The organism is Streptococcus halichoeri (assembly GCF_009870755.1).
In the GTDB taxonomy this organism is placed as follows: Bacteria; Bacillota; Bacilli; order Lactobacillales; family Streptococcaceae; genus Streptococcus; species Streptococcus halichoeri.
Map to the genome: position 1 here is coordinate 22120 of NZ_WLZU01000015.1, position 12394 is coordinate 34513.

11 protein-coding genes are annotated in these 12394 nt (G+C 40.1%); 6 read left to right on the forward strand and 5 right to left on the reverse strand.

Features of this window, described 5'->3' with window-relative positions:
• Nucleotides 1–43 precede the first annotated feature (43 nt).
• Nucleotides 44–715 (reverse strand): response regulator, encoded by a 672-nt coding sequence (locus GWD08_RS05025; protein ID WP_159564568.1) that lies wholly within the window; start codon nt 713–715, stop codon nt 44–46.
• The gene (locus tag GWD08_RS05030) at nt 696–2237 is read right to left on the reverse strand and encodes a Spo0B domain-containing protein (protein WP_159564570.1); all 1542 of its coding nucleotides are present in this window, start codon (nt 2235–2237) and stop codon (nt 696–698) included. Before GWD08_RS05030 ends, GWD08_RS05025 begins: the two co-directional genes overlap by 20 nt.
• Nucleotides 2238–2444: 207 nt before the next feature.
• Here GWD08_RS05030 and GWD08_RS05035 point away from each other — a divergent pair, with 207 nt between their 5' ends.
• The 6 genes from GWD08_RS05035 to radC all read left to right on the forward strand — a co-directional run bounded on the left by GWD08_RS05035 (nt 2445) and on the right by radC (nt 9717).
• On the forward strand, nt 2445–3716 hold the full coding sequence (locus GWD08_RS05035; RefSeq protein WP_408022843.1) for a 2-hydroxycarboxylate transporter family protein: 1272 nt from the start codon (nt 2445–2447) through the stop codon (nt 3714–3716).
• A 25-nt stretch (nt 3717–3741) separates the two neighbouring features.
• Nucleotides 3742–4911, forward strand: coding sequence for an NAD(P)-dependent malic enzyme (locus GWD08_RS05040; protein ID WP_159543773.1), 1170 nt, complete (start codon nt 3742–3744; stop codon nt 4909–4911).
• Nucleotides 4912–5162: 251 nt separating this feature from the next.
• The gene (locus GWD08_RS05045) at nt 5163–6695 is read left to right on the forward strand and encodes a ClC family H(+)/Cl(-) exchange transporter (protein WP_159564572.1); all 1533 of its coding nucleotides are present in this window, start codon (nt 5163–5165) and stop codon (nt 6693–6695) included.
• A gap of 248 nt (nt 6696–6943) precedes the next feature.
• The gene (locus GWD08_RS05050) at nt 6944–7576 is read left to right on the forward strand and encodes an SGNH/GDSL hydrolase family protein (RefSeq protein ID WP_159543769.1); all 633 of its coding nucleotides are present in this window, start codon (nt 6944–6946) and stop codon (nt 7574–7576) included.
• A gap of 219 nt (nt 7577–7795) precedes the next feature.
• Complete coding sequence (locus tag GWD08_RS05055) at nt 7796–8926, forward strand: AI-2E family transporter (protein WP_159548238.1); 1131 nt, start codon at nt 7796–7798, stop codon at nt 8924–8926.
• A 110-nt stretch (nt 8927–9036) separates the two neighbouring features.
• The gene (radC, locus tag GWD08_RS05060; RefSeq protein WP_159564574.1) at nt 9037–9717 is read left to right on the forward strand and encodes a RadC family protein; all 681 of its coding nucleotides are present in this window, start codon (nt 9037–9039) and stop codon (nt 9715–9717) included.
• A gap of 201 nt (nt 9718–9918) precedes the next feature.
• Here the strand turns inward: radC and GWD08_RS05065 are convergent, their stop codons facing one another.
• The 3 genes from GWD08_RS05065 to GWD08_RS05075 all read right to left on the reverse strand — a co-directional run bounded on the left by GWD08_RS05065 (nt 9919) and on the right by GWD08_RS05075 (nt 12390).
• Nucleotides 9919–10557 carry a redox-sensing transcriptional repressor Rex gene (locus GWD08_RS05065; RefSeq protein WP_159564576.1) on the reverse strand — a complete coding sequence of 213 codons (639 nt, stop codon included), beginning with the start codon at nt 10555–10557 and terminating at the stop codon, nt 9919–9921.
• A gap of 356 nt (nt 10558–10913) precedes the next feature.
• Nucleotides 10914–11264 carry a DUF1831 domain-containing protein gene (locus GWD08_RS05070; protein WP_159559659.1) on the reverse strand — a complete coding sequence of 117 codons (351 nt, stop codon included), beginning with the start codon at nt 11262–11264 and terminating at the stop codon, nt 10914–10916.
• Nucleotides 11265–11274: 10 nt separating this feature from the next.
• A complete protein-coding gene (locus tag GWD08_RS05075) occupies nt 11275–12390 on the reverse strand; it encodes a cysteine desulfurase family protein (RefSeq protein WP_159564578.1) in 1116 nt (371 codons plus the stop codon).
• Nucleotides 12391–12394 lie beyond the last annotated feature (4 nt).

Consider the following 12394-nt stretch of genomic DNA (forward strand, 5'->3'; position numbering starts at 1 on the left):
CCCTCTAATAGGAGATGACATGACTAAGCTTAGTCTTTTTTATTTAGCGCAAGCGATAGACACGATAAGGACGACCCACTTTAACATAAATCTGTTCGCTGTTTAGATAATGATTATCTTCCAAAAAAGCGATGTATTTTCGAATAGAGACATGTGATAGTTGGGTAATGTCCGCCAATTCCTGGATGGTAAAAGCTTGATTTAAGTCTTGAATCGTTTTAAGAATGAAGTTAAACGTTGCTTCAGATAGCCCTTTTTCCAATAAAATAGCGTGAGAGGACGTCGTGATTACTTGTGGGGCATTTAATTGATCAATTTGTTGTTGCTGGATGCGTTGTTGATTAAGCTGGTTTTTGACCTCTAAAAAGCGCTTGATGCTTTCTTGAAAACGGTCAAAGGTAAAGGGTTTGATCAGATAATCAACCACCCCTAAATGAAAGGCTCGCTTGATGGTTTGGCCATCATTGGCCGCTGAGATAACAATGACCTCACAGTTGTGGTGCTGTGCTCGGATGATTTCTAACAGATGGATACCTGTTCCATCTTTAATGTGAATGTCTAGCAGGATTAAATCAAAAGCATAATGTTCTAGTTGGGTTAAGGCATCAGATAGAGCATCGCTAGAAATGATACTATCAAATAGATTTGTTTTTTCAAGATAATTACGATGAATAAAGTCTACCATAGGGTCATCTTCAATAATGAGTACTTTCATAGTCAGCTCCTTTGTAAGGGGTGGTAATGGTAAAGGCAATTTGGTTATCTGTAATATGACTGGTAAAGACCGTTTGGGTATCTGATAACAGTTGCTTAAAGTAATCAATATGAAACAGTTTGGCAATTGAGGTGCTTTGCAAATTTTCATCTTCAATGAGATAGGTTGTAGAGAGATAACCCTGCTCCCAACTAATACGCATTAACACAGATTGGGGTTTCCAGCTAGTAATAACTTTAGGATGGATGAAGCGATAGAGTGCCAAGCAATGGTTAAGTTGGTTTTTGGAATACGCAAGCGGCACTTCACTCATAATCTCAAAGCGCAACTGAATGTTTAATTCTTTGTATTTTTCTTGCTCACCAATCAAGAAGCTTGCTAACAAGGGTTCCTTAATTAAAACAGATAAGCTGGAAATAATTTGATTTTCAGGTGCTAAAATACTATCTAGATAAATCTTGAGTTGATCGTAATAGGCAATATCAACCAGCCCGTAAATCACATGCATTTGATTCATAAAACGGTGTGTCTGTGCTTGAAGCGCAGAAGCGTAGGTGGTTGTATAGGCTAATTGATCTAACATGGCTAGCGCATCATGGGCGTAACGAATGAAAATCAAGTAGCCGCGGAGATCACGATTGACAATAATTGGAGAAACAGTTAGCAGATAGTCGTCGTCTTGAAAGCGAAAGAGTTGCTCATGATGGTTTGCTAGATCAATCTTAGCAAAATTGGGAAAAAGCTCGTAAATAGATTGTCCATTTGATAGCTTGAGCTGTAATTTTTCTTGAATGAGGGTAGCAGCGGCGTGGTTTGATAGTTTAATGTGCTTTTCTTGGTTGATGACAAAAACTGCAGCCTCTGTTTGATCAAGCATCGCATTACGCTCTTCTAATAGCTGAAAAATCTCTTGCGGCTCCAAATTATGGAGCTGCTGCTTTAAGCGCAACGCAATTAGGGTAATAACCAAGATAGACAGTGCTAAACAAAGCAAAAAAGCTAGAGTATATTTCTTTTTAGTCTGTAGGACCACTTCATTTAAGGTGGTGAGTTTGATTCCCACAGCCAAGGCCCCAATTTGTTTGTGCTGATTAAAAACAGGGACCAGATAGCGTACAGATTTGCCAAGGCTTCCTCGAGCAGTTGATAAGATTTTCTGACCGCGAAGGGCTGCTGTTTCATCACCACCTTGAAAAGGCTTGCCGATTTTTTGAGGATTGGGATGAGTTAAGCGAATCCCTTCTTGGTTCATGACGACAACATAATCTAGGCCATAGGATTTGGCAATACGGTTGGTATATTGGTTAACGGAGCGACCATCCGCTTGATTGAGTAGCAGTTGCTGGATACGCTGATCTTTTGCTAAAAACTGAGCTGTGGCAGTTAATAAATGGGTTTCTTGTGCCTTGATGTGGCGATAGTTTTCTTTAATCATGATCGTATAAAACAGGCTTGATGTTACCATGATTATCAATAACAAAGTTAAAGATAGGCTTTGCCAGAGCGAAAATCGTCTTTTCATGTTTTTAGTATACCATGTTGGCACCACAAAGGTTTGCTTTAAATTAATTAAATAAATTGAAATAGTTGAAGAACTTAAAGTAATTAAATAATCTTTTGCTTGAACGTTGATTTTATTATACTGAAAGCATCACAAAGGGGAGGTTTTTTCATGGAAATGCAAACATCACATGATTTACCAAAAACACCACCACCAACTAAAGGATGGATGACAGTCAAAGTTGGTTCAGTGCCGCTACCTGTATATCTTGCTATGGCTGCGCTTATTTTTGTTACGGGCTACCTGCAACAGTTACCGGTCAATATGCTAGGTGGCTTTGCGGTTATCTTAACACTGGGTTGGCTGCTAGGAACTATTGGGGCAACCATTCCAGGACTCAAACATTTTGGTGGTCCGGCAATCTTGTCTCTATTGGTTCCGTCCATCTTGGTATTTTTCAATCTCCTAAATCCCAATGTTTTGGCCGCAACCAATATTTTGATGAAACAAGCCAACTTTCTCTATTTTTATATTGCTTGTTTGGTTTGTGGAAGTATCCTAGGTATGAATCGAAAAATCTTGATTCAAGGCCTTTTTCGGATGATTATTCCTATGTTTTTAGGTATGGTTTGTGCCATGGCGGTCGGAACGCTCGTTGGGGTCCTGCTGGGACTTAAGTGGCAACACACCCTCTTTTATATTGTAACTCCTGTCTTAGCCGGAGGGATTGGCGAAGGTATTTTACCTCTTTCTTTAGGCTATAGTTCCATTACAGGTGTTGCTAGTGAGCAGTTAGTAGCACAATTAATTCCAGCTACTATCATTGGTAATTTTTTCGCCATCCTTTGCACCGCCTTACTCAACCGCTTTGGAGAAAAACATCCTGACTACTCAGGCCAAGGCCAGCTGGTTAAAATAGGTAAGACCGAAGATATGTCCGATGCTTTACAAGATCAATCGGGTGCCTTGGATGTTAAATTGATGGGAGCGGGTGTTTTGACAGCTTGTACGCTTTTTATTGCTGGTGGACTCTTGCAACATTTGACAGGCTTTCCTGGACCGGTTCTGATGATTATTCTGGCGGCTTTCTTAAAATATGTCAATATTATTCCTCAAGAAACTCAAAATGGCGCCAAGCAGCTGTATAAATTCATCTCAAGTAATTTTACCTTTCCGCTTATGGCTGGTCTGGGATTGCTTTATATTCCCCTTAAAGATGTCGTAGCTACCTTGAGTTGGCAATATTTCATTGTTGTGATTAGCGTCGTGCTTACCGTTGTTTCAGTTGGCTTTTTTGTCTCGCGTTTCTTGAACATGAATCCTGTCGAAGCAGCCATCGTCTCTGCTTGTCAAAGTGGGATGGGAGGAACAGGTGACGTTGCCATCTTAAGCACAGCAGATCGGATGAATCTTATGCCATTTGCCCAAGTTGCAACCCGTCTTGGTGGGGCGATTACAGTCATCACCATGACTGCTATTTTACGGTTTATTTTCCATTAATCATTAATCTTGAAGGGAGTTTCACATGACAACAGATTTAGGACAACGAGCGATCGATCAAGCCCGCAAGCATGGTGGTAAATTAGAAGTTAGCCCCAAGGTGAGCATTAAAAACAAGGAAGATTTGAGCATTGCTTACACCCCCGGTGTGGCCAGTGTCTCCTCAGCTATTGCCAATGATCCAGCCCTAGGCTATACTTTAACTACCAAAAAAAATACCGTTGCTGTCGTGAGTGATGGGACAGCAGTTTTAGGGTTGGGCGATATTGGCCCTCTGGCGGCGATGCCTGTTATGGAAGGAAAAGCAGCGCTCTTTAAAGCATTTGCCGGTGTTGATGCCATACCGATTGTATTAGATACTAAAGATCCGGATGAAATCGTGAGAATTGTCAAAGCAATGGCGCCAACTTTTGGTGGGATTAATTTGGAAGACATCAGTGCGCCGCGTTGCTTTGAAATCGAACAACGCCTAATTGAAGAATGCGATATTCCTGTTTTTCATGATGACCAGCACGGAACAGCGATTGTTGTGCTAGCAGCCGTCTTTAATAGTTTAAAATTAATCGGAAAAGAGCTTGCACAAGCCAAAATTGTTGTCAATGGCGGCGGTTCAGCTGGTTTATCCATCACCCGCAAGTTACTTGCAGCTGGTGCGACTGATGTGACTGTCGTTGATAGATTTGGCATTATCAATCAGGCTGATCAAAACAAACTTGCCCCACATCATTTTGAAATCGCAAAAGTAACTAATAAGGAAGGTCGTAGTGGGGGCTTAGACAAAGCCCTAGAAGGGGCAGACATCTTTATTGGCGTTTCGGCTCCAGGTGTGCTAAAAGCAGAATGGATTGCCTTGATGGCTGATAAACCGATAATCTTTGCCATGGCTAATCCCGTACCAGAAATCTATCCAGATCAGGCCTTAGCAGCCGGTGCTTATATTGTCGGGACGGGCAGAAGCGATTTTCCAAATCAAATTAATAATGTGTTAGCTTTCCCTGGAATCTTTCGTGGTGCACTAGATGCGCGTGCAAAAACCATTACCATTGAGATGCAAATTGCAGCTGCTAAAGGAATTGCAAGTCTCGTCACGGACGAGGAATTATCACCCACTCACATCATACCTGGGGCGTTTGATGCGGGCGTGGCTGATCTTGTAGCCAAAAGTGTTCGTGATGCCACGGATCATAAGGTTTAAAAATGTTCTGTTGAAAGAATAACTAAGACTGTGACTACTTGTTACAGTCTTTTTAGACGCCTTGCCTTGGCTTATTATCCCTTAATCAAAAGAAATAGGCTGTTCTTCAAAAAGCCTATAAACTAAAAAATAAATTAACGGCTCGTTTTCCTTCCTACTAGAGGCTAGTGGCTTGTTGGCTGAAACTGCCCCTAGAAACTTGTCCTTAGCTTTGATACAATAGAAAGGTATTGAACAGAAATGAGGTCAAAATGGAAAATCATCAACGCGAATATCAATTCTCAAACGAGTCAATCATTGCCTTTGTCTGGCGTGGTGCCCTTGTTGGATTGATTGCAGGAATCGTTGTGAGTTTATTTCGCTTAATCATTGAAAAAGTAGGTGGCTGGGTTATCATGCTTTATCACCAGTCGCACCAGTTGCCCTACTTGTTAATCCTAATTACCTTAGGCTCAGCACTTGCTGTGGTACTTGCAGGCTACCTTGCCCATTTAGAGCCTGACATCAAGGGCTCAGGTATTCCCCACGTAGAAGGTGAACTAAAGGGTCTTCTGTCCCCCAATTGGTGGTCTGTTCTTTGGAAAAAATTTCTAGGTGGTATTTTAGGTATTTCTGCGGGCTTTATGCTGGGACGTGAAGGACCATCTATTCAGCTTGGTGCCATGTCTGCTAAAGGCTTAGCTAAGCGATTAGGCGCCAGTCACATGGAGCGCCGCGTCATGATAGCCAGCGGAGCAGCAGCAGGACTCTCAGCCGCCTTCAACGCGCCAATAGCTGGCCTCTTGTTTGTCGTCGAAGAGATTTACCATCACTTTTCCCGCCTCATTTGGATTTCTGCCTTAGTTGCCAGCTTAGTCGCCAATATCGTCTCGCTCAAAATCTTTGGCCTAACCCCGGTCCTAGCCATGCCTTCTGATTTGCCGACGTTGACCTTGAAGCACTATTGGTTACTCCTTATTTTAGGATTATTGCTGGGCTGTTTAGGCTATTACTATGAGGTTATTATTCTCAAGATCAGTCAGTGGTATCAAAGCTGCGCAAGCAAAATTGGCTTACCTACATCGCTGCAGGCCTTATTGACCTTGCCCTTTATTATCATGATTGGCTATTATTTGCCCATATTATTAGGTGGTGGCCATCAGTTAATTTTGCAGCTGGCCCAGGCTTCACAGCCGATCATGTTGTTATTAGTCTATTTTATTATCCGTTTTGTGATTAGCATGCTGAGTTTTGGTAGTGGCTTGCCCGGAGGTATTTTCTTGCCCATCCTCACCCTAGGCGGTTTAGCCGGTTTGATTATAGGCAGTCTTTTTATTCACTGGCAGTTGATTGATGCCAGCTATGCCACCCTTTTTATTGTACTTGGTATGGCCGGTTATTTTGCGGCTGTCTCCAAAGCACCATTAACAGGAATGATTTTAGTAACTGAAATGGTAGGTGATTTCAAACCCTTGATGGCAATTGCTGTGGTGACTTTTGTGGCCTATGTGATGATGGACTTACTAAATGGCCACCCTATCTATGAAGCTATGCTGGATAAGATGACTATTCAAAAACCAGCCCGCACCTTAGAACCAACCTTAATTGAACTCACCGTCACAGATAAAATTGCTGGAAAACAAGTCAAGGACCTTAATCTGCCTATGGACGTTTTGATCACAACGCAATTAAACCATCATCGCACCCAAGTCGTGACGGGCAATACACAACTCGAGGCGGGGGCTACCATTTTTGTGGTTGTCAACCAAAATGAATTAGGTCAAGTGCGCGAGCTTTTAATGTAAAAATGCTCAATGGTTCAGTTTGGCAAAGAATCAGGACAAATACTGCTGGCTTTACTTGGTTTTTTAAGCTTCAGTCAAAAAGTAGTGACTGAACATTTTTTCGATGCTAGATTGAAAAATTTTGAAAATAAGGGAAGTACCAGCACATGAAAATCATCGTGATTTTCAAAAAACAAAGTGAAAATGTGTGTAAGTAACAGCTTTTTGTTATACTAAATATATCTTTAAAAATAGGAAGGGATGTTTTAATGATTGAAACTGTTACACAAGAGTTGTTAGCCTATCAAAATGATCGCATCAAAGATTATGCAGACGCCAATACAAAGGTTGATAAGGATGCAATTGTGTTTGTGGGAGATTCCATTATTGAATTCTATCCTCTTCGCAAATATTTTTCGACCAGCAAGCCAATTTATAACCGAGGGATAGCAGGGATTGATATCCAATGGCTGATTGACCATCTTGATCAGCAGATACTTGAGCTTAGCCCTAGTCAGATTGTCTTATTGGTTGGGACTAATGACATTGGTTTAGGTCATTCTGAAACGCTTATTCTTAAGCGAATGCAAACATTAATTCAGTCTATTCGTGCTTTTGGTATTAAGGCTCCTATTACCCTCTTATCGATTCTTCCTGTCTCTAAAAACAGTCAATTTGCTAAAACGGTTAAGGTGCGCTCTAACGAGCTGATTGATGGCCTTAATCACGCGCTAGCACAATTAAACGATGTTGATTTTTTAGATGTCAATCATGTTTTAAAAGACGCAGAAGGAGGCTTGGCTGATTCCAATACAAAAGATGGCTTGCACCTTAATCTCAAAGGCTATGAACAAATATCTAGGGTTATTGGAGAAAAACTGTCTCTAGGAACAAAAGCATAATTCCCCCTTTTGTTGTAAGGTCTTTGCGCAGCGATTTACCATAAAAAAGTCCCAGGCTAAGGCTTGGCTTTTTTACTTATCAAAGCTTACTTCAAGCTAATGCGGTAAACTATTTGATATTAGGGGCCACATTTTGATCCTAAAAGGGGATACTTGGTCCCCCTTTTTTAGTGGGAGAAACTAGTGTATAATGGTATTAATCATGATATGGGAGTTTTTATGAAATTAGAGAAAAAGCATTTTTATTATTTTATTTTGACCTTTGTGATCTGCTATGCGATTCAAGCTTATTGGGGTTTTGTTTCTAGTCAGGCTAACGTTGTTTTTAAAGCTTTATCTCCCTTCATTATGGGAGCAGGTGTGGCTTATGTCATTAATATTGTGATGTCATTTTATGAAAAAGCCTATGTTTCCCTTGTTAGATCGCATCCTAAAGCGCTGGCTTTTAAGCGGGCCATTGCGATGATCTTGGCTTATCTGACCTTTATTGGTTTAATTTTGTGGCTTTTTTCAATTGTGATTCCTGATCTTATTCATAGTTTAAAAACGCTGATGTCCATTGATCAAGGGGCCTTAACCAATATTGTTGAACACCTCAATCAGAACAAGGAAGTCAAGCACCTGGTGAATTACTTGGGGACAGATAAAGAACTCATTTCGCGTTTAAATCACTATGGTCAACAAGTCTTAAGTCAACTTCTTGGTGTTTTGACTAATCTGTTAACCTCTATGTCAACGATTGCAGCGACCATTTTAAATCTCTTCATTAGCTTAATTTTTTCCATCTATGTCTTAGCAAGTAAGGAAAAATTAGGCTTGCAGGGTAAGCTATTGGTGGATACGTATTTAGGCAGACACGCCAAAACTTTTAATAATGTTCGGTTGATTCTGCATCATCGCTTTTACCATTTCTTTGTTGGGCAAACCATTGAAGCAATGATTTTGGGGAGTTTAACAGCGCTTGGCATGCTAATTTTTCAATTTCCCTATGCAGCAACAGTGGGAGTATTGGTTGCTTTTACCGCCCTTATTCCGGTAATTGGTGCTTATATTGGCTTGGTTGTTGGCTTTGTCCTCATTGCCACACAGTCCGTCTCAGATGCTTGTCTATTTGTGGTTTTTCTTGTTGTCTTACAACAGTTTGAGGGGAATCTCATTTATCCAAAGGTTGTCGGCGGATCAATCGGATTACCAGGTATGTGGGTACTCTTAGCCGTTACACTAGGCGGAGCCCTGGGAGGAATATTAGGCATTTTGTTAGCCGTGCCTTTAGCTGCCACTTTTTACCAATTGATCAAGGACTATACTGTTTATAGGCATCAGCAGAAAAAGAACAGTCACACCAACTAATTCAGATGTCAGCAGGACTACAACAAAAAGGAAGCAAAACCGATAGGATAACATCGGCTTTGCTTCCTTTTTTATTGAGCAATTTCGAATGAATAAGTGGAGGTATTTCAATGTATTCAATAAAACAAGGAACGAATTCTTTATTACCTAGGGAAAAATTACTGCAATTTGGCTCGGAGAGTTTAAGCAATCAAGAATTATTAGCCATTTTTCTTAGAACTGGGAATAAAACCAAGCATGTTATGGAATTGTCAGCCTATCTCTTATCTGAACTAGATAGTTTGGCTGATTTTAAAAATCGTTCATTGCAGGAATTACAAAATTTATCTGGTCTGGGAAAGGTCAAAGCAATTGAAATTAAAGCGATGATTGAATTAGGCTTACGAATCCAGCAATCAGTTGATAAAGACCAAAATCAACTTCTATCTAGTTATCAAGTCGCCCAAAAAATGATGTTTGTACTTGGTGATAAGCGTCAGGAACATTTGGTAGCCATTTATTTAGATACCCAAAATCGCATTATTGAAGAAAAAACCATTTTTATTGGCAGTGTCCGGCGTTCAATTGCAGAGCCTCGAGAAATTTTGCATTATGCCTGCAGAAATATGGCTACAAGCATCATTATTGTGCATAACCATCCATCTGGTGTTACCGAACCCAGTGAAAATGATTGGCAGTTCACTCAAAGAATAAGACAATCATGTGAACATCTAGGAATTACCTGTTTAGATCATATTATTGTTTCACAAACTTCTTATTATAGCTTTCGTGAAAAAACGGATATTCTATAGGAAAAGCCATAGTGTCATAAAATAGGGAAGAGTACCTGCGGCAGCTTTTATGACACTCTTAAGCTTACAAAAAAACCAGTCACACAAAAAACAGGAGTAGAATGAACTTACCTAGCCGCCAGTCACGTGACGTATTGCTTTAGGTACTTTTTTCGAATTTCCTGTTATTTCCCTGACTGGTGGAGTAAATCAATTGTTTGATTAACGATTTTGATGCATAAAGTACAGCAGTGTTTGCAGTTCACTGGTTAAATCCACATATTGTACAATCACATCTTTTGGAATATTAAGATGAACTGGCGAGAAGCTAAGAATTCCTTTGATGCCAGCTTGGACCAATTGATCAGCTACATCTTGTGCTTCGGTACTTGGAACTGTTAAAATGGCAGTTTCAATTCCGGATTCTTGAATGTGTGTGTCGACACTTGTGATAGCATAAATCGGAATACCATCATCTGTTTTTGTTCCAACTAGAGGATTACTTTCTAGATCAAATCCCATCACGATTTGCATTTTATTGCGATCATGAAAACGGTAGCGTAAAAGAGCTCGACCGATGTTACCACAACCCACAAGTAATACATTGGTTGTGGAATGATCATTTAAAAGATCGGCAAAGAAGTTCATTAATTTGGTCACGTCATAACCAAATCCTCGGCGCCCCAATTCCCCAAAATAGGAAAAATCACGGCGTACCGTAGCAGAATCAATGCCCATAGCATCTGCAATTTGTTTTGAACTCGCTTTTTCAACTTGATCAGCATGAAAACGTTTAAAAATACGGTAATATAAAGACAAGCGCTTAGCCGTTGCCTTGGGTATAGATTTATCAATAACCACCTTGTTAGCTCCTTTTTGTTCATTATTCAGTCATTATCTAGCACTATTGTATCAAAAAGTTTGTGAAAGATGCAACAGCTAGACAATTTTTACTGGAAAAACACCCAGCAACAAAAAAACCAATAGTCCAAAACTATTGGTCACAAGTAAGTGCCCTCTGATAACGTTTAAAAACTCACTACCCTATACTAACTATCTTGAAATAACTATTTTGAGTAAGAAATAGTATCACTGTTAGACTTAGTATTTTGCCCTGCTTTGGTCAAGTTTAGATGACAAAAGCAGTAGCAATGAGAAAACTTTCAATCCTTGTTACATAGTCATAAGGAGTGGGATAAATTTTTTAAGAAATGTCATTACACTTGAGGGTGTTTCGTAAAAATCTGACGTTCTACTAAACTATCCATCAAAAAATAGAATTTATCTTGTAGGATATGGTGTTGCTCTGCTTTAAAAATATTAACCAAGCGCAAGCCGCTCTGATCAGTAATAGCCAATTTGAAGCCGTTCAACTCTTTGTTGATTGTAATTTTAAGGGGGAAACCCTCACCAGAATTAGGTATTTCTTCTAAGAGTCGGGTGAGTTCGTAATTCCCAATTTTATTTTGGATAAACGTATTATCTCGGAGGGTGTATTTTTTTACCGAAGGATTAAGCTTATAGCTGTAACGACAATCTTTTAAAGCGATTTCTTTTTCAAATGCCATGAGAAACGGATTAACCTTTCACTATTTTTTTTAATTCATGTGCTAAGATCTGTACTTCCTTTGTGGTGTTCAGATCGGAAAAACTAATACGAATAGATTCTCGTAAACGATTCGAGTCAGGACCGTAAAGAGCAGCTAATACATGACTTGGATCAACTGTGCCCGCGGTGCAGGCTGATCCTGTTGAGATAGCGATACCAGCTAAATCAAGCTGAGTGAGAATGGTGCCATTCACTAATCCTTTGAATCCTAAATTAAGAACGTGTGGAAGACGTTTATCTGAACCATTAACATAATAGGGAAGTCCAGCCAGCTGATCTAAGAGAAGGCTGTTTAGGGCTGTGACTTTTTCCCAGTTTTGTTCCATTTGGCGGTAGGCATCTTGTAAAGCTTGGGCCATGCCAATAATGCCAATCATGTTTTCAGTACCGGAACGCCGTTTTTCTTCTTGATCACCGCCATGCAATAAGGGATCCCAGATTAGATGATGGCTGTATAGAAAACCAACACCTTTTGGTCCATGAAATTTATGAGCGGAGGCTGAAAGCATGTCAATACCACTGTCTGCTAAATTGATTTTTGCTTTTCCAATGATTTGAACAGCATCAACGTGAAACACAGCTTGGTGGTTTTTGAGCAGCTGACCTACTTCATAAATAGGTAATAAATCACCAGTTTCATTGTTTGCGGCCATCATTGATACTAAAATGGTGTCTGGGCGTAGTGCTTCCTCAACTTGCTGTACCGAAATGGTGCCCTTTTGAGGCTCTAGATAAGTTATGTTAAATCCAAACTGCTCTTCTAGATAGGCCATGGTATGCAAAACAGCATGGTGCTCAATACTTGTCGTAATTAAATGACGCCCTTGTTTTTGGTGGGCTAAAGCATAGCCTTTGATTGCTGCATTATCACTTTCGGTTCCACCAGCTGTAAAGATCAGATCACGTGAGGCAACGCCTAATAAATCAGCAATGGTTTGTCTAGCCTCTCGTAGTAATTTATGAGCCTTTCGACCATAAGAATGAATACTTGAGGGATTACCAAAAGATGACATCATATAATTATTAATCGCAGTGATAACAGATTCAGTCATAGGGGTGGTTGCAGCATTGTCAAGGTAAATCATATTT

What these genes read in the sequence shown, in the direction of transcription:
- GWD08_RS05045 (WP_159564572.1), top strand. Translation starts at nt 5,163, where the DNA reads ATGGAAAATCATCAACGCGAATATCAATTCTCAAACGAGTCAATCATT.
- radC (WP_159564574.1), top strand. Translation starts at nt 9,037, where the DNA reads ATGTATTCAATAAAACAAGGAACGAATTCTTTATTACCTAGGGAAAAA.
- GWD08_RS05070 (WP_159559659.1), bottom strand. Translation starts at nt 11,264, where the DNA reads ATGGCATTTGAAAAAGAAATCGCTTTAAAAGATTGTCGTTACAGCTAT.
- GWD08_RS05025 (WP_159564568.1), bottom strand. Translation starts at nt 715, where the DNA reads ATGAAAGTACTCATTATTGAAGATGACCCTATGGTAGACTTTATTCAT.
- GWD08_RS05040 (WP_159543773.1), top strand. Translation starts at nt 3,742, where the DNA reads ATGACAACAGATTTAGGACAACGAGCGATCGATCAAGCCCGCAAGCAT.
- GWD08_RS05075 (WP_159564578.1), bottom strand. Translation starts at nt 12,390, where the DNA reads ATGATTTACCTTGACAATGCTGCAACCACCCCTATGACTGAATCTGTT.
- GWD08_RS05030 (WP_159564570.1), bottom strand. Translation starts at nt 2,237, where the DNA reads ATGAAAAGACGATTTTCGCTCTGGCAAAGCCTATCTTTAACTTTGTTA.
- GWD08_RS05035 (WP_408022843.1), top strand. Translation starts at nt 2,445, where the DNA reads ATGACAGTCAAAGTTGGTTCAGTGCCGCTACCTGTATATCTTGCTATG.
- GWD08_RS05050 (WP_159543769.1), top strand. Translation starts at nt 6,944, where the DNA reads ATGATTGAAACTGTTACACAAGAGTTGTTAGCCTATCAAAATGATCGC.
- GWD08_RS05055 (WP_159548238.1), top strand. Translation starts at nt 7,796, where the DNA reads ATGAAATTAGAGAAAAAGCATTTTTATTATTTTATTTTGACCTTTGTG.